The sequence below is a fragment of the Segatella baroniae DSM 16972 = JCM 13447 genome (genome assembly GCF_000426585.1).
In the GTDB taxonomy this organism is placed as follows: domain Bacteria; phylum Bacteroidota; class Bacteroidia; order Bacteroidales; family Bacteroidaceae; genus Prevotella; species Prevotella baroniae.
Genome location: NZ_AUFQ01000013.1, coordinates 1 through 19,828, shown reverse-complemented (window position 1 = coordinate 19,828; position 19,828 = coordinate 1). Strand labels below are relative to the sequence as shown.

Below are 19,828 nucleotides of genomic sequence, written 5' to 3'. Positions count from 1 at the left end.
TATTTCATTCTTCTTTTTTTATGACAGAATTACTTTTGCAATGGGATCTGCGCTGAAGGCAATTTACCGGTAAGGCTATTTTGAACAAGTGGAATTTATGGAATCCTTGAAACATGAGTGTGGGGTGGCGATGATCAGACTCCTTAAACCACTCGAATACTATCAGAAGAAATATGGAACATGGATGTGGGCTTTCAACAAGCTCTATCTCATGATGGAAAAACAACACAATCGTGGTCAGGAAGGGGCTGGCATGGCATGTGTCAAGCTGAATACCGAGCCTGGAAATGAGTATATGTTTCGTGAGCGGGCAGAAGGTTCAAACGCAATTACTCAAATCTTCGGGAAGGTACATGGCACATTCAATGCGATTCCGTCAGAATTGTTGAACGATGTATCCTATGCAAAGAAAAATCTTCCTTTTGCCGGCGAAATGTATATGGGACATCTCCGTTATTCAACGACGGGAAAGAGCGGGCTGTCTTACGTGCATCCCTTCTTGAGGAGAAACAACTGGCGGGCTAAGAATCTCTGCCTTTGTGGAAATTTCAACATGACCAATATTGATGAAATTTTCCAACGTCTGACAAAGCAAGGACAATGCCCCCGGATTTATAGTGACAGCTATATCATGCTGGAGCTGATGGGCCACAGGCTTGATAGAGAGGTGGAGCGCAATTTTGTGGAAGCCCAGAAGCAAGGACTTCAAGACCAGGACATTACAAGATATATCGAAGACCATGTAGATTCTGCAAACGTACTGAGGTCTTCTATGGATGGCTTTGATGGCGGCTACGTCGTATGTGGTCTTACCGGTTCCGGAGAACTTTTTGCCATGCGTGACCCCTGGGGTATCCGTCCGGCCTTCTACTATCAGAATGAAGAGTTTGTGGCGGTAGCAAGTGAACGCCCCGTATTGCAGACAACCTTTGATTTGGAATGTTCAGACATCACTGAACTTCAACCAGGCTGTGCGCTCCGTGTCACTCGCCAAGGTGCCTGCTCCATCGACAGGATATTTGAAACCAAGGGCAATCATGCCTGTTCCTTTGAACGCATTTATTTCTCTCGCGGGAGTGATTCGGACATCTATCGTGAACGGAAAAAGTTGGGCGAACTCCTGACCGACCCCATATTGAAAGCCGTAGATCATGATATAGCCCACACGGTCTTTTCCTTCATTCCCAACACGGCCGAAGTTGCATTCTATGGTTTGTTGCAAGGATTCAACCACTGGATGAACGAGCAGAAGATAGCAAAGTTGGCTTCATTGGAGCATAAACCTTCGCGCGAGGAATTGGAAAATATCATCCATGATTATGTCAGAAGTGAGAAGGTGGCCATCAAGGATATCAAATTACGTACCTTTATAGCAGAGGGAAACTCCAGAAACGACCTTGCTTCCCATGTCTACGACATCACCTATGATAGTTTGGAATCCAATAAAGATAATTTAGTAGTTATAGACGACAGTATCGTAAGGGGCACGACACTCAAGAAAAGCATTCTTCGCATTTTGGATCGCCTGCATCCTCGGAAAATAGTAATCGTGTCGAGCGCACCACAGATCCGTTATCCGGATTATTATGGAATAGACATGCCACGCTTGGAGGAATTCTGTGCGTTCCGTGCGACGATGGAATTGCTCAAGGAGCGCAACATGCTGGATTACGTTCATGGGGTGTACAAGGAGTGCAAGGAAGAACTTCTAAAACCTAAGCACGACCGGCATAACATTGTGCGTAAGATTTACAAACCGTTTACGGTGGATGAAATCAATCGCAAAATAATAGAGATATTACGTCCGCAGGACATGGGGACGCCCGTAGAAATTGTTTATCAGTCCATTGACGGACTCCATCAGGCAATCCCGCAACATCGTGGCGACTGGTATTTTACAGGACATTATCCCACCCCTGGTGGAACGACACTTTGCCTTCAGGCATTCATTCAATTTATTGACAATTCAACCCATATATAATGAAAAACGTAACTTTAGTCTTGGAAGATGGAACTCTGTTTCATGGTAAGTCGTTCGGCTATGAACAGCCTGTTGCAGGAGAGGTTGTCTTCAACACGGCCATGATGGGCTATCCTGAAAGTTTGACAGACCCTTCTTACGCAGGTCAGTTGATGACGCTCACCTATCCCCTGGTCGGCAATTACGGGGTACCTCCCTTTACAGTTGAACCAAATGGGCTGCCCACCTACATGGAAAGCGACCGTATCTATGCTTCTGCCATCATTGTTTCCGATTATAGTGAGCAATACTCTCATTGGAATGCCTCGGAAAGCCTTGCTTCATGGCTGAAGCGCGAAAAGGTTCCGGGCATTACAGGCATTGATACCCGCCAATTGACCAAAGTATTGCGTGAACACGGGGTGATGATGGGCAAGATTCTCTTTGATGACATGCCTGAAATCATTCCCGAAGCAGATTATGAAGGTGTCAATTTTGTGGACAAAGTTTCTTGCAAGGAGATAGTCAGATATAATGAAGGCTGTGGGGCTAAAGTCGTTCTCGTCGACTGTGGCGTCAAAGCCAACATCATTCGAGAATTGATTCAACGTAATGTGGAGGTCATCAGGGTGCCTTGGAACTATGACTATACATCCATGGAATTTGACGGTTTGTTTTTGGCCAACGGCCCCGGTGATCCGAACATGTGCCAAGCCGCAGTCGACATTCTCCGCAAGCAGATGAACCTCAGCCGCAAGCCCATTTGTGGTATCTGCATGGGCAATCAGCTGCTGGCAAAAGCGGGTGGTGCCAACATTTACAAACTCAAGTATGGACACCGCTCTCACAATCAGCCAGTCCGAATGGTTGGCACAGACCAATGCTTCATCACAAGCCAGAATCATGGCTATGCCGTTGACGCTTCTACTTTGGGTAGCGGCTGGGAAGAACTTTTCGTGAATATGAACGATGGTTCTAACGAGGGGATTCGCCACAAGGACAATCCATGGTTTTCCAGTCAGTTCCATCCGGAGGCCTGCTCCGGCCCTGTCGACACGGAATTCATCTTCGACAATTTTGTATCGACACTTCGTCAATAGTCTCAGTTTCTCCCAATCTTACAATTCAAATTATGAAAGATAATACAATAAATAAAGTCTTGATTCTCGGATCAGGCGCATTGAAAATAGGTGAGGCCGGAGAATTTGACTATTCCGGTTCACAAGCACTGAAAGCTCTCCGAGAAGAAGGGGTGAAAACCGTGCTGATCAACCCCAACATTGCAACCGTTCAGACGTCGGAGGAGGTTGCCGACCAGATTTATTTCCTACCGGTGCAGCCCTACTTTGTCGAGCGGGTCATCCAGAAAGAGAAACCCGACGGCATTCTTCTGAGCTTTGGTGGACAGACGGCCTTGAACTGTGGTGTGGCACTTTACCGTTCGGGCATTCTTGAAAAGTATGGTGTCAAAGTGCTTGGTACACCTGTTCAGGCAATCATCGACACGGAAGACCGTGAACTCTTTGTCGAGAAACTTGATGAAATCGACGTGAAGACCATCAAGAGCCAGGCTTGCGAAACGATGGAGGAGACAAGGTCTGCCGCTGCGGAGTTGGGCTATCCGGTCATCATTCGTGCCGCCTATGCTCTTGGAGGACTGGGCAGTGGCTTTGCCGACAACGAAGAAGAACTGGACCGGCTTGCCGAGAAAGCGTTCTCTTTCTCGCCGCAGGTACTTGTCGAAAAGAGTTTGAAGGGATGGAAGGAAATTGAATACGAAGTTGTTCGCGACCGATATGACAATTGCATTACGGTGTGCAATATGGAGAATTTCGACCCGCTCGGCATTCATACGGGCGAGTCTATCGTGATTGCGCCTTCCCAGACTTTGTCCAACAGCGAGTATCACAAGCTCCGTGCCTTGGCCATCAAAATTATCCGCCACATTGGCATTGTGGGCGAATGCAACGTGCAGTATGCTTTCGACCCCGCAAGCGAAGACTACCGCGTGATAGAGGTGAATGCCCGCTTGAGCCGCTCTTCGGCCCTTGCATCCAAGGCTACGGGCTATCCTTTGGCCTTTGTCGCGGCCAAGTTGGGTATGGGCTACGGCCTTTTCGAGTTGAAGAACTCTGTCACAAAGACGACGAGTGCTTTCTTCGAACCTGCATTGGACTATGTCGTTTGCAAGATACCACGTTGGGACTTGTCAAAATTCCACGGCGTGGACAAGGAACTTGGCTCGAGCATGAAGTCGGTAGGGGAGGTGATGGCCGTCGGCCGCAACTTTGAAGAAGCCATCCAGAAAGGCCTCCGCATGATAGGGCAGGGCATGCACGGCTTCGTCGAGAACAAGGAATTGGAAATCAGCGACATCGACGCCGCGCTCCGTGAGCCTACCGACAAGCGCATCTTTGTCATATCAAAGGCCATGCACCGTGGCTATACTGTAGACCAGATTCATGAACTGACCAAGATAGATCGCTGGTTCCTTTACAAACTGCAACATATCATCGACATTGACGAACGGTTGAAAAAGCGCAACATCAACACGCTTGACAAAGATATCCTGCGCGAGGCCAAGGTCTATGGCTTTACGGATTTCCAGATTGCGCGTGCCGTCAAGCTGGAGGACGAACTGCATAACATGCACAAGGCAATGCTCGTGGTTCGTCAACTGCGCAAAGGCTTCGGGATATTGCCGGTTGTCAAGCAGATTGATACTTTGGCGGCGGAATATCCTGCCCAGACGAATTACCTTTATGTGACTTATGCGGGAGAGGCGCACGACGTTTCGTTCAGCAATGCTACGTCGGCTATAGGCCCCAAGGTACCTTCGGTCATCGTCTTGGGCTCCGGTGCCTATCGCATCGGCTCTTCCGTAGAGTTCGACTGGTGCGGCGTCCAGGCTTTGAATACCATCCGCAAGCAGGGGCTGCGCTCCATCATGATCAATTACAATCCCGAGACGGTATCCACCGACTATGACATGTGTGACCGTCTCTACTTTGACGAACTGACTTTCGAACGGGTCATGGATATTGTCGAATTGGAAAATCCGTATGGTGTCATCGTTTCCACCGGCGGGCAGATTCCCAACAACTTGGCGGTCAAGCTGGATGAACAGCATGTGCCCATTCTCGGAACAAAGGCTTCAGACATCGACAATGCCGAAGACCGGGCCAAGTTCTCTGCCATGTTGACGGAGCATGGCGTCAACCAACCGGAATGGAGCGCGTTGACCAGCATGGATGACATACAAGACTTTATCAAAAAAGTTGGTTTTCCCGTGCTCGTTCGCCCTTCATACGTTCTTTCAGGCGCGGCTATGAACATTTGTTCCAACGAGGAGGAACTGGAGAAGTTCCTCCTTCTGGCCGCCAATGTCAGCGAAGACCATCCGGTGGTAGTTTCCAAGTTCATCGAGAACGCGAAGGAAATAGAGATGGATGCCGTTGCGCGTGATGGTGAAATCATGGCCTACGCCATCAGTGAGCATATCGAGTTCGCCGGTGTGCACTCGGGAGACGCGACGATACAATTCCCACCGCAAAAACTCTATGTTGAGACGGTTCGTCGTATCAAGCGTATCAGCCGCGAAATCGCGAAGGCCCTGCACATCAACGGCCCGTTCAACATTCAGTTCATGGCGCGCGAAAACGAGATTCTTGTGATTGAGTGCAATCTGCGCGCTTCTCGCTCGTTCCCGTTCGTGAGCAAGGTTCTTAAGCTTAACCTCATCGAATTGGCTACGAAGATTATGCTGGGTATTCCTGTGGAGAAGCCCAACAAGAACCTGTTCGACCTCGACTACGTGGGTATCAAGGCCAGCCAGTTCTCGTTCAATCGCTTGCAGAAAGCCGACCCTGTATTGGGTGTCGACATGAGTTCTACGGGCGAAGTCGGCTGCTTGGGCGACGACACGAATGCAGCGTTGTTGAAGAGCATGCTGAGCGTGGGCCATCGCATTCCCAAGCATACGGTGCTCCTCTCCACCGGTGGAGCCAAGCAGAAAGCCGAAATGCTTGATGCGGCGCGTCGGTTGGTCAATAGCGGTTATGAGTTGTATGCAACCGGTGGCACCAGCAAGTATCTGACAGAAAATGGCATAGCCAATACACTTGTCTATTGGCCTTCGGATGAAGGGAAGACGCCGCAGGCTTTGGACTTATTGCACGAGAAGAAGATTGACATGGTGGTCAATATTCCGAAAAACCTGACCGTACATGAGCTTACGAATGGTTATAAGATTCGTCGGGCAGCCATCGACTTGAATGTTCCCCTCATCACAAACAGCCGTCTGGCGAGTGCTTTCATCTACGCTTTCTGTACGACGAAGTTGGATGAGATGGACATTAAGGCCTGGGGAGAATATTAAAAAACCTAAGACCCACCCCGGCCCTCCCAAAGGGAGGGTGTACTCACTTGAGAAATAGTCAGCATTGTCAGCCGTATCGTTAGTTAGTACACCCTCCCTTTGGGAGGGCCGGGGTGGGTCTTTTGTGTAGTTGTTTATCAGTGCGTGGCTTTCCACCACGCCGTGTTTTCCTTTTGCGTATAAACCGTACTGTTTCGCGTAGGGTCGCTGATGGTGATTCCGCTGAACGTATTTACTTTAAACGTGTTACGAGGATAAACGCTGTCGCCCTTTCTGTTCGTGTTGTAGTACGTCGTATAGATGTAGGTGGTTGTTTTTTTGTGGACAACCAAATCTCTCAATGCAGTTTGGAAGTTTGACAGCAGCGGTTGCTGTACGCCAAGCTGATCTACATACGACGCCAGGTCGAAGAAGACATGATTGTCGTAGCCATCCAAGAATTGAACATTGTCGAGTTTGCCCACGTCGAATTGATAAGACCGGTTAATCGCTTTCATTGCTTGTGCCATCTTTTCGATGTAAGTGCCGCATCGAATGGCCGACAACGCTCCGTATGGCATGTCGGAAGATTGATAATGGTTGTAAAATCCTTCCACCCATTTCTCATAGTCGGGTTCCCCAAGCATATATTGGAAGATGGAGCCATAAGGCATTCCGTCCCCCATCACTTCACTTGTAGACGCCACGAACCAATCCGCCACGTCCTTCAGTTCATAGGCTGTCTCCACATTGGCCATATAGCAGTCGTCGAAGCAGATATAGGTCATCTTCTTGATGGCGGAATGGGCGATGGCATAACTCAAATCGCTTACGTCGTACTGCATCTCTTGTCCGATTCCTCCAAAAGCACGGCTTGCAGCACGTGGCATTGTCGAGTCGCTGCCTCGCGGCGTCCAGCCGCTGCCGTGGCAACCTGCCAATAAAGCATAGCTCGCCGTGTGGCTATAAGCGTTTATCTGATTCAACAGCCTCAGCAAATTCTCCTTTGAAACGGAGTGAAATCCCGCATCCGCATTCAAAGTGTCAAACTCGCATGCCTGTTTGGTCGTGTTGTAGCGTATTCTGAAGATGACGCTTTGGCTTTGAGAATTGGCCTTGTACACGATGATATCGGTTTTGTTCGTTCCCTTCTGCTTGTCGACAGCCTCCTTCATGGACGCGATGTTCTGATTGAAAAAATCAGTCAGCGCCCCTCCGGCAGATGACGTTGAACCTGTCCATGGCATATAGACGAAGAGCGTTCGGTTGGGAACCTCATATTCGTCTTCCGGGAGTTTGTCTTTATGGCAACTGACAAGCGAACAAGCCATAAGGAGCGATAAGCAATAGGGCAGAAACTTCTTCATACGGGATTGGTCAAAGTACGTGATTGATAAAAAAGACCAAACCGGCAATATCCGTCTATTGCCAGTTTGGTCTGATAAGGTCATAAGAACTACTTCTTTTTGAGTTCTTCAATCGTCTGCTTGAGCGTTGCGATTTTCTCTTCCGAGTCGCTTTGCTTCTTGCGTTCCAGTGCGACGACAGCTTCCGGCGCGTGTGCCACAAACTTTTCGTTCGCCAGTTTCTTCTTGATTCCAGCCAGGAAGCCTTCCAGGTGTTTCAGCTCTTTCTCGGCCTTTTCCAGTTCAGCCTCGACGTCAATCAAGTCTCCTACAGGGACGGCGAACTCGCCTGTGCCCACCATGAAGCTGCTGGCGTCGGTCGTCTTTTCGCTGATGATGGAGATGTTGCTCAGGTTGGCCATCTTCATGATGACAGGGTTGAACAGTGCAAAATGGTTTTCACCGAGTGCCTGCAGTTCAAGCGTCTCCTTGGGAGCGATGTTCTTCTGGTTGCGGACGGCACGGACGCCGGCTACAATCTGCTTGACCGATTCGAATTGCTCGGTCAATTTTCGTTCTTCTGCTGTCGGCGCGGCAACGATTAAAGTCGCCTTCATGATACTTTCACCATCCTTTCGGTCGTAGATGTGCTGCCACAACTCTTCGGTGATGAACGGCATGAACGGGTGAAGCATCTTGAGCAAAGCGTCGAAGAAGCGGAGCGTGGCCTGGTAGGTGGCCTCGTCGATGGGTTGGGGCTGGCCGTCGACATAGGCAGGCTTCACCATCTCCAGATACCAGCTTGAGAACTCGTCCCAGAACAGTTTGTAAACGGTCATCAACGCTTCTGAAATGCGGTAGTCCTTGAACTGCTTCTGCATTTCGTCGTTCACCTCTTTCAGTTTGGCTTCAAACCATTCTACAGCCAGTTTGCTGGCAACGGGCTGCTCCATCTTGGCCGTATTCCAACCTTGTACGAGCCTGAAAGCGTTCCAAATCTTGTTGTTGAAGTTGCGGCCCTGCTCGCAGAGAGCCTCGTCGAACAGGATGTCGTTGCCGGCAGGGGCCGCCAACATCATGCCCATGCGCACGCCGTCGGCTCCGTATTTCTCAATCAGCGCGATGGGGTCGGGGGAGTTGCCCAGCGACTTGCTCATCTTGCGTCCCAGCTTGTCACGCACGATACCCGTAAAGTAGACATGCTTGAACGGCATGGCATGCTTGTATTCATAACCGGCCATAATCATGCGGGCCACCCAGAAGAAGATGATGTCAGGCCCCGTCACCAAATCTGCGGTGGGATAGTAGTAGTTTATCTCTTCATTGTCGGGATGGTTAATGCCGTCGAATAGCGAAATCGGCCACAGCCACGACGAGAACCACGTGTCGAGGGCGTCTTCGTCCTGTGTCAGGTCGTCCAAAGCCAAAGTGGCGTTCTTCTGTTGTGCCATTTTCAGAGCCTCTTCGGCCGTTTCCGCTACTACAACTTCTTTCTTGCCGTCAGTTGTTGTGAAGTAATAAGCGGGAATACGATGGCCCCACCACAACTGGCGACTGATACACCAGTCCTTGATATTCTCCAACCAGTGACGATACGTATTCTTGTATTTCTTGGGATAGAACTCGATGTCGTCGTCCATGACCGGATTGAGGGCGATGTCGGCGAAGTGCTGCATCTTCAGGAACCATTGCGTGGAGAGTTTCGGTTCGATAGGCACGTTGGTGCGCTCCGAGAATCCCACCTTGTTGTCGTAGTCTTCCACTTTCTCCATCAAGCCGGCAGCCTGCAAGTCCTTGGCAATCTGCCTGCGCACCACCATGCGGTCCTGACCCACATAGAGACCGGCAGCTTCAGAGAGCGTGCCGTTGTCGTTGAAGATGTCGATGGTCTCCAGCCCGTGCTTCAGTCCGAGCGCATGGTCGTTGATGTCATGTGCCGGAGTCACTTTCAGACAGCCCGTACCGAACTGAATGTCCACGTAGGAGTCTTCTATGACCGGAACAACGCGGTCGACGAGTGGCACGATGACATGAAGCCCTTTCAGCCAGGTGTTCTTCACGTCTTCGGGATTGATGCACATGGCCGAGTCGCCCATGATGGTTTCCGGACGCGTCGTGGCTACGACGGCATAATAGCCATTGGCGTCGCGGTGCATCACGTTGCCCTCATCCTTGCGTTCCACCTTGGGCTGGTCTTCCTGAGCCACATAGTATTTCAAGTAGTAGAGTTTGGAGTGTTCGTCCTTGTAGACCACTTCCTCGTCGGAAAGGGCGGTCTGTGCCTGCGGATCCCAGTTCACCATTCTCACGCCACGATAGATATAGCCCTTGTTGTAGAGGTCCACAAACACCTTGATGACGCTCTTAGAGCGGATTTCATCCATCGTGAACCCCGTGCGATCCCAGTCGCACGAGCAGCCCAGCCTGCGCAATTGCTTCAGAATGATGCCGCCATGCTCGCGTGTCCAGTCCCAGGCATGCTCCAGAAACTGTTCCCGTGTGAGGTCCGTTTTCTTGACGCCCTCCTGCGCCAGCTTGTTCACGACCTTGGCTTCAGTGGCTATCGAAGCATGATCCGTACCCGGCACCCAGCACGCGTTCTTGCCTTCCATGCGGGCCTTCCTTACGAGAATGTCCTGAATCGTATTGTTGAGCATGTGTCCCATGTGGAGCACACCTGTCACATTGGGCGGTGGAATCACCACCGTATAAGGCTCCCTGCCGTCGGGCTTGCTGCTGAAAAGCTTGTTGTCGAGCCAGTATTGATACCATTTGGATTCCACCGATTGCGGATCATACTTACTTGCTAGTTCCATATTGTCGTTTGAATTTGTTTATTCTTCTTTAAAAACGATGCAAAAGTACGAACTTTTAGCGTAAAATGGTTATCTTTGCATCAATAATTGATGTCATTGGCCGTGTTTTAATGGCCTCAATTAATGTAGTTTCATTAAACCGTATTGCTGTGCATACTAAAGAAGAAAAGCTCATGGCCTTCAGCCGGTTGCTTGACGTTCAAGACCGTCTAAGGCAAGAGTGTCCTTGGGATCGCAAACAGACGATGGAGTCGTTGCGGCCTTATACTGTTGAAGAAGTATTTGAACTATGTGACGCGTTGTTCTCTCACGACATGAAGGAAACCATGAAGGAGTTGGGCGACGTGATGGAGCATGTCGTGTTCTATGCGCTGATTGGTAGCGAGACAGGCGACTTCGACATTGCCGATGTCTGCAACCAACAGGCCGACAAACTCATGTTCCGCCATCCGTTCATCAATTGGAAAAAGGACGGCGATTGGTCGGTCAGCAACCCGGAAATGCACATCAATGACAATGGACAGGTGGTCTACAGGGCGGACGAAACCATATCCGAAGACCGTCCGGAAACGGCCGGCGAGGTGGAAATGACGTGGGAGCAGGTGAAGCAGAAGGAGAAGGGGGGCAACGAAACCGTGTTGAGCGGAGTGCCCCGGTCGCTGCCGTCGCTGATCAAGGCTTACCGCATTCAGGACAAGGCCCGCAACGTGGGCTTCGACTGGCGCCATCCCGACGACGTATGGGACAAGGTGCGTGAGGAGTTGGGCGAGTTGGAAGCGGAACTGAAGAAGCACGATGAGCGGAACGCAACCGAAGAGTTGGGCGATTTCCTGTTCAGTGTCATCAACGCCGCACGCCTTTACAAGTTGAATCCGGACAATGCCTTGGAGTCGGCCAACCAGAAGTTCATCCGCCGTTTCGAGTATATAGAGAAAGCTTTGAAGGATAACTGCAAGTCATTCAGCGACACATCGTTGGAGGATATGGACAGATTGTGGAACGAAGCAAAACTTTTAGAACGATAATATATGAATAATGGAATGAAACAAGCACTGCAAGGCAGCATGATTCTGTTGTCGATTGTCATGGGAGCCTGCAACCATCAGAAGACCGCCAAGCCTGAACTGACGATTGATTCCTTGTCTTCAGAATGGGGCAAGGACTCTACGGCTTATGGAATATGTGGCGAAGGAACGGCCATGCACACGTTGGAATTGGTGAAGGATGACGGCGATACGGTCAGCTACTTCATCGAAGACCGCGAAAGTGGTGAGCCCGTTGTGAAGGGCGGACTGCTCACGGGCGACCGGATGGCGGTTGTCGGGCACCTGTCAGAGGGCGAACTCGTGGCCGACCAGGTGATTAATCTGACGGCATTGCAAGGCCGCTGGACAAGCATTGACAAGAATTTTGAAATCCAGGAAGGCGGTGTCGTGGCCTCAAGCGTGAAGGCCGAGTCCAATCCATGGACTTCATGGAAGATATTCAATGGTCAGCTGCTGCTGAACAAGGACACCTTCCGCATCAACAGCCTGGGGGCGGACTCCCTGTATCTGGAGAACGCCGCGGGAATCTTCACCTATAAGCGTCAGCAGTAACTTGGAACCATTCCGCATCCACATATTGGGCTGTGGCAGCGCGCTGCCCACACCACGCCATTTCGCCTCGTCGCAAGTCGTGGAAATACGAGGCAAGATGTTCATGATAGACTGTGGCGAGGGCACGCAAGTGCAGTTGCGCCACGCCCACATCAGCTTCACCAAAATCAGGGCGGTCTTCATCTCCCATCTTCACGGCGACCATTGCTTCGGCTTGATAGGCATGATTTCGACCTTCGGCATGCTGGGGCGCACGAACGACCTGCACGTTTACGCGCCGCAGGCCTTGCAGCCGCTGCTCGACGCGCAGCTGGAGCTGTTCTGTACGGGGCTGGGCTTCAAGGTGGTATTCCACGAAGTGGACACCACCCGCCAGGCGGTCATCTACGAAGACCGCAGTCTCACCGTCGAATCGCTGCCCTTGGACCATCGCATCGCATGCTCAGGCTTCCTTTTCAAGGAAAAGGAGACGGCGCGACACATCCTCCGCGACATGATTGATTGTTATGAAATACCCGTCTCGCAAATCAACAACATCAAGTTGGGAGCCGATTGGGTGACGCCCGACGGTGAGGTCATCCCTAACGAACGGCTCACTTCACCGGGCACACCGGGGCGTAGTTACGCCTATTGCAGCGACACACGCTACTTGCCCAAGCTGGCAGAACGCATTCAGGGCGTAGATTTGCTCTATCACGAGAGCACTTATACAGACGAGATGGCCGATCGGGCCAAGCTCTATTATCACAGTACGGCACGCCAGGCTGCCACCATCGCCGCAAAGGCGCAAGCCGGCAAGCTGCTGCTGGGTCATTACAGCGCACGCTACGAGGATGAAAATGTATTCCTGCAAGAGGCAAAGGCCATTTTCCCAAATTCATGGCTGTCAAAAGAAAGAATGGTCGTAGACGTGTAAGCACCCTCTTTCACCACAAGAAAAATACATTCCCTTTTGCGAAGGCCGTACAGACAGAAGGCCGGAAGCAAGTCGCAACCGACTTGTTTCCGGCCTTTCGGTTGCATGCGCAGCACACCATGCCTATATACAACGAAAGTGGCCTTGCTGACGTCAATTCCAATGTAAGTCATAACTATAACGATTTAATGTATAATGCAACATCCCAGACATCGTGGAACCATCATTGCAAATGCGGGGTCAAAGCCCAATGAACTGTCCGGTTTCGGATGTAAAGGTGTGGGGGCGGAACATGTCTTACCGTCTTGTGACGAATCAGAAAGCGGCCTTGATCCAAACCTTGATGTTGTTAACGAGTGTAAAAGTAATTATTTAATTTGAATATACAACGGCCGTGACCGTCTGGTCGCTGCCTGCGCCTGCGCGGAACAGAAGCTACAATACGGGTATCAGGCCTTACGAGAGGTGCTTGAACTGGGAGAAGACGCGGATTTCCTTCCTGATGAGGACGGGAGGATACAGCCTGACATGACATCCCCGATACCACTGACCCACAAGAATATACGTGGACGTGACTATTACAGAAAAGACAAACAGGAACAATAAAGCTAAAATTATGGAAATAAATAATAAGACAGCTCCCGTAACGGGACAACAGGACCAGAACACCATATCACTGGATTTGATGGGCCGCATGAAATTGCACGGTATGGCGGAGGCTTTCAGGGAAAGCCTTGCCGGCACCACGCCACAGTCCATGACCGCGGATACCTTCCTTTCCATGCTCCTTGCACGTGAATGGGATTACCGTGCCCAGGCTGCCATAGTGCGGCTTACCAGGAATGCGGCATTCCGATACAAGGCCTATCTCGAACAGATTGACTATGCCACAAACCGGGGCCTTGAGCGCAATCAGATGGAACGCCTCGCCACCCTTGACTTTGTACATAAGGGGCAGAACCTCTTCATTACCGGCTCTTCAGGTACGGGGAAAAGCTATCTGGCATGTGCCCTTGGCCACGAGGCATGTAAAAGGGGATTCCGTACTTTCCATGCCAATGCACCCAAACTACTTGGCGCACTGAAGGTTGCCAAAGTCAAAGGTACACTTGAAACTGAGCTCAGGAAGATTGAGCGTTGCCAGCTGCTCATCCTTGACGACCTGTTCATTGTACCTCTTGATGCCAAGGAACGTCCCATCCTGCTCGAAATTATTGAGGACAGGCATGAAAGGAAATCCACTATCATAACCTCGCAGTACCCATCGTCCAACTGGTATGACATGATTGGTGATCCGACAATAGCCGACGCCATCCTTGACCGAATCATTCATACGGCGCATACCATAGAATTATATGGCGAAAGCATGCGTAAGTTGAGGGCCAGGAAAAGCCAGAGTATCTAAAAGGGTAAAATAAAATTGACCCCTGCACCAGGACTTTACAAGGGGCAATAATATTGTGACCAACAGGAGCAAATCCTGTTTGGCCAAAGGGGGCAAAGCAGAGTGGCCTTTCCAGGAATGTCTTCATGTTCCATTTCATCCTCCTTTTTCTCACAATGGTTGTAATTTTATCCTGTAGGTCAACTATTAGTTTACTTTCAGGAAAATAATTCAACCGTTAGGCTGTAATCACCAAAGTCTTTTGTACCTTTGCAGTTGGTTTTAATGACAGCAAGTAAACTATGAGTGTACTAAAAGGAAAAAAAATAAACCAAATGCTTCAATCTGGGCAAAAGAACGGGTTGCTGTTTGCCCCATGGCTTATAGAGCAAGGCTATTCCAAGCAATTGCTGAACAGATATCGTTCTTCCGGTTGGTTATCCTCTTTATGTAAAGGTGTCATGTATCGTACGGGCGATAGGCTGTCCGCTTTTGGTGCTTTGCAGTCTTTCAACGAACAGGTAGGAAAGAGTTTGCGTGTTGCGGCGCATTCTGCTTTGGAACTTTGGGGTTTCAATCATTATGTACCTATGGGCAAGCCTTTGTTAATGATATCAACGGCAAGTGATAAAATGCCACAATGGATGAAGCATGACGTTTTCGACCGTGAATTTAAGTTCTTCAAGACAGAAGTATTTGTCCGTGCACAGATAACAACTTTAACATACTTGGACTGGAGGCTGCTTATATCCTCCCCGGAGCAGGCTTTTATGGAATGTCTGTTGCTTACACCGCGACAATATGATTATATGGATTTATTTTATATCATGGAGCAGCTGACCACTCTGCGTCCGAATGTTGTCCAATCGTTATTGGAAACCACAAAACATTACAAAATGAAGAGGCTGTTTCTATATATGGCTGAAAAAGCGGGGCATTATTGGTATAAAGACTTAGACCTTACAAAAATAGATTTGGGGACACATAAACTCCAACTCGTCAAATCCGGTATATATATCAGCAAGTATAAGATGATTGTCCCAAAAGAATTAAACGATTATGAATGATCAACAATATAAAAAACAGGTGGCATTGTTACTACGCATTATGCCCTTGGTTTACAAGATAACGGATTTTGCAGTCCATGGAGGCACAGCTATTAACCTGTTCCACCAAAATATGCCACGTTACTCGGTTGATATTGACCTTACCTATATTCCGATAGAGTCACGCACGGCGAGTTTGGAAAAGATAAATCAACATCTCGGAGAGCTGAAAACAAGTATAGAACGTGCCATTCCCGGAATACATGTGATACATAAATCCAAAGTGTGGAAATTGCAATGCACGTATGATGGCGCCACGGTGAAAATAGAGGTAAATGGTACAAAACGGGGCATACTTGGAGAGGTTGAAATTATGGAACTCTGCCCGAAAGCGAAGGAAGAGTTCCAAGCCAACTGTAAGGCACACATAGTTCCTTATTCTCAATTGTATGGAGGAAAAATTACAGCTGCCCTCAGCCGCCAGCACCCACGTGACATGTTTGACTGCAAATACATGAAAGACCAAACGTTTGAAGATGTAAAAGACGGGCTCATCTTATGCCTATTGGGAAGCGACAAGCCTATCGTGGAATCTCTGTCTCCTAATAACATAAACCAAGAGGAGGCACTTGAAAACCAATTCAAGGGAATGTCAGATATTCCATTTACCTATACAGACTATGAGCAGGCTCGTGAATCCATTATTAAAAAGGTAAATGACAGCCTTACAAATTCAGACAAGGAATTCCTCGTTTCCTTTGAGGATGGAATACCACTGTGGGAGAAATGTTGCGCAGGGGATTTAAGCCAATATCCATCTGTACAATGGAAATTACTGAATATAGACAAACTCAAGAAACAAGCTCCCGTAGTGAAATAAACTCGCAATTACATTCATGGGACGAAAACGACCGCAAAGCCTATATGTCTGCAATAAGCGAAGCCCTGTCCCCATATCTAACCTCAATAACTGGAGAATAAATGAAACAATATAGCTTTATAGATGTGTGCCAACAAGAGTTAAATGGCATAGAAATACCTCTTATCCAGCGAGATTATGCCCAAGGACGCAAACAAGAAGCAAAAAAGCGTGGTAGATTCCTGCAAGCTTTGCATGAGGCTGTAAAAGGAAAAGGGATAAGTCTAGATTTCATTTATGGAAGTCTTACAAAGGATAAGAAGCTTATTCCTTTGGATGGTCAGCAACGGCTTACCACTCTGTTTCTATTACATTGGTATGCAGCCAAGCGCGATGGCATAGCAAAAGAGGAATGGGAGTGTTTGGGTAAGTTTACATATTCAACTCGTATCAGCGCACGGCGCTTTTGCGAACATTTGCAAGAGTTTACTCCAGTCTTTGAAAGTAAAGACCCTATTTCAGCACAGATGCATAACGAGGCGTGGTACTCGTTATCTTGGGATAACGATTCTACTGTGATATCTATGCTTCAAATGTTGGATGATATTGCGCTTACTTTCCATGATATAGATAACCTATGGGAGGAAATATGCAAGAATAAGAAGATTACTTTCTGTTTTAGAACCCTTGAGGATATGGGGGTTACTGATGATATTTATATCAAGATGAATTCACGCGGGAAGCCTCTTACAGATTTTGAACATTTCAAGGCAGAGCTGACAAATTCGATAAAACGGGAAGATTTCAGCCTGAAAATAGACAAAGACTGGATTAATATGCTATGGCCTTACCGAGGAGATAACAATATTATTGACGAAGAGCTTCTTGCTTATTTTCATTTTGTTACAGACATTATATGTATCAAAAAGGGTACCGATATTATTGGGGCAGATCAAGATTTTGATATTGGTAATAGTTATTTTGAAATGATATCGGTTTACAAAGATGAAGATAACCAGAATATCAATTTATTGGAAAGATACTTTGATTGTTGGTGTGAAATTGGGGATATTGATGAGTATTTCAGCTGTTACCTTGCAAATTCCAAATATGAAGAGTCTAAAGTAAAAGTTTACGATTGGAATACCAACTTGTTTAAGGACTGTTGCGAAAATTATCGGGGAGTAGGACGAAGAGGAAGCTCTTTTACTATAAATAAAATAATAATGCTATATGCTTTTATTATCAGGAACACTGAAGGTAAACATATTGATGATAATATATTTCGTCGCAGGCTTCGGATTCTACGCAACCTTGTGTGGAACTCAATTTACGAATTGAGAACAGATCGTATACAAAAACTCTTGGAAGAAACCGAACAGATTATCCTAGAGGGACAAATTTCAGTCAGCAAGGAAGACAGAGGATTCAATCGACAGCAGAAGGAAGAGGAACTCTACAAGCTAACTTGGTGTGAAACTCATTCTGCGTATGTTGATAGTCTGTTCCATTTAGAAGACCATCATCTTCTTTACGGATGTACTGCTATAGCAGATTTGGGAAAGCCAGACATGATAGAAAAACTTCGTACTTTTCTTAATATCGAATTACAAACCATCAGTAGGGCATTGCTTACTTATGGAGATTATGGTCAAACCATTAACAATTACAAGCAAATAGGCAATGGGGCAGAAGACGTTTGGAAACAGCTGCTACATCCTTCTAACCAGAGAGGCGGATTCGAAAATACACGGCGTGTGCTTGCGGAAATGTTAGACAATAGCCCTGCAGTCACGGAAGAAGAGCTGAATGAAAGAATAGACGCTTATCTAAAAGCAACAGAAACTCCTAAAGATTGGAGATATTACTTCGTAAAATATCCTTGCATACTGTCAAAACCAACCAACGGAAAGTACGACTGGAAAAACAGCTATGAGTTAAATATAATGAGTGCCAATACCTATCGTGGGCGTTATTGGGATGCAATTTCCCTTGCAATATACAATAAATATGGAGAAATAGAGAATTTATTTTTGGATAATTGGGGAAATCCTCTAATGTTACCATCAGGAAATAAACTTGTTAATAAGCAAGGGTATTTTATAGTACTAAATAAAGAAGGAGAAACTTTGCATGAAGAAAAGATACCTCAAACTGCTGGAGTAGACGCTAAGGATAGAGTAAATATGGCATTGTCGCTGATTAAGAATTATTAAATAGACGAAGATGGAAGAAAATAACAAGTGGGTCATTGCAGCAGCCAAAGTAGCACAGCGACTACATAAGGATCAAAAAGATAAGGCTGGTGTAGACTACTTTAGTGGACACTTGTCTTACGTTGCCTCCTTGGGAAAAACATGGCAGGAAAAGGTTGTTGGATATCTTCATGATGCAAATGAAGATACACCTAATAGTATTGACTCCATTCTAATGATGCTTGAAGAAGAATCAAAAGACACCTTGCTTGCTCCAGAAAGAGATAAAATTTCTAAAGCATTACTTCTACTCAATCACCATACAGCCAAAAACAGAGAAGAATATATCAAGTGCATAAGTAGAGATCCGTTAGCAAAAGCCGTTAAAATAAACGATTTAACTCACAACATGGATGTTCGGCGTTTACCACATATTTCACCCAAAGATATTGAGCGATTTGAAAGATATAGGAAAGAGTATGCTATTCTTACTAAAGACTTCACAAGAAATATTGTACACCAAGTGAAGGGTAACTATAAGAAAAGCTTATCCGTTTGACAAGAGCGAGCTAATCATACAAAATATTCCAAACACTAAGCATTAATATTTATTTGTACGTCATACCCGATAAGTTATGAGGTTGATATTCATTGTATCAAAAATTTTGGGTGCAATAAAGGGTGTAAATCACGTAACTCATTGATTTACACCCTTGTTTGCGGAGAGAGAGGGATTCGAACCCCCGGTACCTCTCGGTACGACGGTTTTCAAGACCGTTGTAATCGACCACTCTACCATCTCTCCATGGCTTTCGGTCAGTAATTCTTCTTTTCTTGAAAGCGTGTGCAAAGGTAAAGGATAATGTCTGAAAAACCAAACTTTTGAGTGATTATTTTCTACATAAGTTAAGTTTCAGTTGCAGCGTAGAGTCAACCTGCAAGTGCAAAATTAGCTAATCTTCTCGTAAAAGCATTGTTTAGGTGTATCAAAATTCAATTTTTGTCGGTCTGAGAGTGCAAAGTAAACTGTGTCAGACAACAATAAGAAATATTTTTATACAGTTTATTTTTTATGGACAACAAAGAAATTGATTACAAGAAAGCTGCGGAACAGCTTCGTAACTGAGAAGCATTATTTGGTAAGGACGGTGCTTTGGCACCCATGTTGGAACGCATTTTGAATGCTGCCCTTGAAGGTGAGATGGAAGCCCATCTCTCTTGATGAACGCTCAAAAGGCAACCGCCGTAATGGCAAGATGCCTAAGCAAGTGCAGACACGCTATGGTGAGGTCACAGTAGAAACGCCTCGTGACCGTGACGGTTCCTTTGAGCCTCAGACCGTCAAAAAGCG

The 19,828-nt window shown here is 47.4% G+C and carries 13 protein-coding genes, 1 tRNA gene and 1 pseudogene; 12 read left to right on the top strand and 3 right to left on the bottom strand.

Annotated elements, in window-relative coordinates; all coding sequences use genetic code 11:
* The first annotated feature begins 97 nt into the window (after window positions 1-97).
* The 3 genes from K334_RS0108940 to carB are packed head-to-tail and all read left to right on the top strand — an operon-like array spanning window position 98 to window position 6,338.
* Window positions 98-1,981 carry an amidophosphoribosyltransferase gene (locus K334_RS0108940; RefSeq protein ID WP_027444845.1) on the top strand — a complete coding sequence of 628 codons (1,884 nt, stop codon included), beginning with the start codon at window positions 98-100 and terminating at the stop codon, window positions 1,979-1,981.
* The gene (gene carA / locus K334_RS0108935; protein ID WP_025881062.1) at window positions 1,981-3,060 is read left to right on the top strand and encodes a glutamine-hydrolyzing carbamoyl-phosphate synthase small subunit; all 1,080 of its coding nucleotides are present in this window, start codon (window positions 1,981-1,983) and stop codon (window positions 3,058-3,060) included. Before K334_RS0108940 ends, carA begins: the two co-directional genes overlap by 1 nt.
* A gap of 32 nt (window positions 3,061-3,092) precedes the next feature.
* The gene (carB, locus tag K334_RS0108930; protein ID WP_027444844.1) at window positions 3,093-6,338 is read left to right on the top strand and encodes a carbamoyl-phosphate synthase (glutamine-hydrolyzing) large subunit; all 3,246 of its coding nucleotides are present in this window, start codon (window positions 3,093-3,095) and stop codon (window positions 6,336-6,338) included.
* A gap of 137 nt (window positions 6,339-6,475) precedes the next feature.
* Here the strand turns inward: carB and K334_RS0108925 are convergent, their stop codons facing one another.
* Together K334_RS0108925 and K334_RS0108920 are read right to left on the bottom strand one after the other, a co-directional pair.
* A complete protein-coding gene (locus K334_RS0108925) occupies window positions 6,476-7,684 on the bottom strand; it encodes a clostripain-related cysteine peptidase (protein ID WP_025881064.1) in 1,209 nt (402 codons plus the stop codon).
* Window positions 7,685-7,773: 89 nt separating this feature from the next.
* Window positions 7,774-10,479, bottom strand: a complete 2,706-nt coding sequence (locus tag K334_RS0108920) for a valine--tRNA ligase (RefSeq protein ID WP_027444843.1) — start codon at window positions 10,477-10,479, stop codon at window positions 7,774-7,776.
* A gap of 110 nt (window positions 10,480-10,589) precedes the next feature.
* Here K334_RS0108920 and mazG point away from each other — a divergent pair, with 110 nt between their 5' ends.
* From mazG to K334_RS13810, 8 genes are all read left to right on the top strand, one after another.
* Window positions 10,590-11,504, top strand: a complete 915-nt coding sequence (gene mazG / locus K334_RS0108915; protein ID WP_081658066.1) for a nucleoside triphosphate pyrophosphohydrolase — start codon at window positions 10,590-10,592, stop codon at window positions 11,502-11,504.
* A gap of 15 nt (window positions 11,505-11,519) precedes the next feature.
* Entirely contained in the window at window positions 11,520-12,077 is a 558-nt protein-coding gene (locus K334_RS0108910; RefSeq protein ID WP_025881068.1) for a lipocalin family protein, read from the top strand.
* A gap of 1 nt (window position 12,078) precedes the next feature.
* Window positions 12,079-12,993 carry a ribonuclease Z gene (locus tag K334_RS0108905; protein ID WP_021589738.1) on the top strand — a complete coding sequence of 305 codons (915 nt, stop codon included), beginning with the start codon at window positions 12,079-12,081 and terminating at the stop codon, window positions 12,991-12,993.
* 616 nt (window positions 12,994-13,609) lie between these two features.
* On the top strand, window positions 13,610-14,398 hold the full coding sequence (gene istB, locus K334_RS0108900; RefSeq protein ID WP_027444842.1) for an IS21-like element helper ATPase IstB: 789 nt from the start codon (window positions 13,610-13,612) through the stop codon (window positions 14,396-14,398).
* Window positions 14,399-14,679: 281 nt separating this feature from the next.
* Entirely contained in the window at window positions 14,680-15,444 is a 765-nt protein-coding gene (locus K334_RS0108895) for a type IV toxin-antitoxin system AbiEi family antitoxin domain-containing protein (protein ID WP_025882371.1), read from the top strand.
* The gene (locus K334_RS13815; RefSeq protein ID WP_025882373.1) at window positions 15,437-16,303 is read left to right on the top strand and encodes a nucleotidyl transferase AbiEii/AbiGii toxin family protein; all 867 of its coding nucleotides are present in this window, start codon (window positions 15,437-15,439) and stop codon (window positions 16,301-16,303) included. Before K334_RS0108895 ends, K334_RS13815 begins: the two co-directional genes overlap by 8 nt.
* 101 nt (window positions 16,304-16,404) lie before the next feature.
* Window positions 16,405-18,498 (top strand): DUF262 domain-containing protein, encoded by a 2,094-nt coding sequence (locus K334_RS0108885; protein ID WP_025882377.1) that lies wholly within the window; start codon window positions 16,405-16,407, stop codon window positions 18,496-18,498.
* 10 nt (window positions 18,499-18,508) lie between these two features.
* The gene (locus K334_RS13810) at window positions 18,509-19,036 is read left to right on the top strand and encodes a phosphohydrolase (protein WP_025882378.1); all 528 of its coding nucleotides are present in this window, start codon (window positions 18,509-18,511) and stop codon (window positions 19,034-19,036) included.
* A gap of 161 nt (window positions 19,037-19,197) precedes the next feature.
* Here K334_RS13810 and K334_RS0108875 read toward each other — a convergent pair.
* A tRNA-Ser gene (locus K334_RS0108875) sits at window positions 19,198-19,282 on the bottom strand.
* A 267-nt stretch (window positions 19,283-19,549) separates the two neighbouring features.
* On the opposite strand from K334_RS0108875, the pseudogene K334_RS14485 reads away from it, so the two are divergent.
* Window positions 19,550-19,828: pseudogene (locus K334_RS14485) on the top strand (transposase); the annotation flags it as partial.

Bases quoted from the DNA above. Each gene is read 5' to 3' on its own strand.
- K334_RS0108940 (WP_027444845.1), top strand. From the start codon at position 98: ATGGAATCCTTGAAACATGAGTGTGGGGTGGCGATGATCAGACTCCTT.
- carA (WP_025881062.1), top strand. From the start codon at position 1,981: ATGAAAAACGTAACTTTAGTCTTGGAAGATGGAACTCTGTTTCATGGT.
- carB (WP_027444844.1), top strand. From the start codon at position 3,093: ATGAAAGATAATACAATAAATAAAGTCTTGATTCTCGGATCAGGCGCA.
- K334_RS0108925 (WP_025881064.1), bottom strand. From the start codon at position 7,684: ATGAAGAAGTTTCTGCCCTATTGCTTATCGCTCCTTATGGCTTGTTCG.
- K334_RS0108920 (WP_027444843.1), bottom strand. From the start codon at position 10,479: ATGGAACTAGCAAGTAAGTATGATCCGCAATCGGTGGAATCCAAATGG.
- mazG (WP_081658066.1), top strand. From the start codon at position 10,590: ATGGCCTCAATTAATGTAGTTTCATTAAACCGTATTGCTGTGCATACT.
- K334_RS0108910 (WP_025881068.1), top strand. From the start codon at position 11,520: ATGAAACAAGCACTGCAAGGCAGCATGATTCTGTTGTCGATTGTCATG.
- istB (WP_027444842.1), top strand. From the start codon at position 13,610: ATGGAAATAAATAATAAGACAGCTCCCGTAACGGGACAACAGGACCAG.
- K334_RS0108895 (WP_025882371.1), top strand. From the start codon at position 14,680: ATGAGTGTACTAAAAGGAAAAAAAATAAACCAAATGCTTCAATCTGGG.
- K334_RS13815 (WP_025882373.1), top strand. From the start codon at position 15,437: ATGAATGATCAACAATATAAAAAACAGGTGGCATTGTTACTACGCATT.
- K334_RS0108885 (WP_025882377.1), top strand. From the start codon at position 16,405: ATGAAACAATATAGCTTTATAGATGTGTGCCAACAAGAGTTAAATGGC.
- K334_RS13810 (WP_025882378.1), top strand. From the start codon at position 18,509: ATGGAAGAAAATAACAAGTGGGTCATTGCAGCAGCCAAAGTAGCACAG.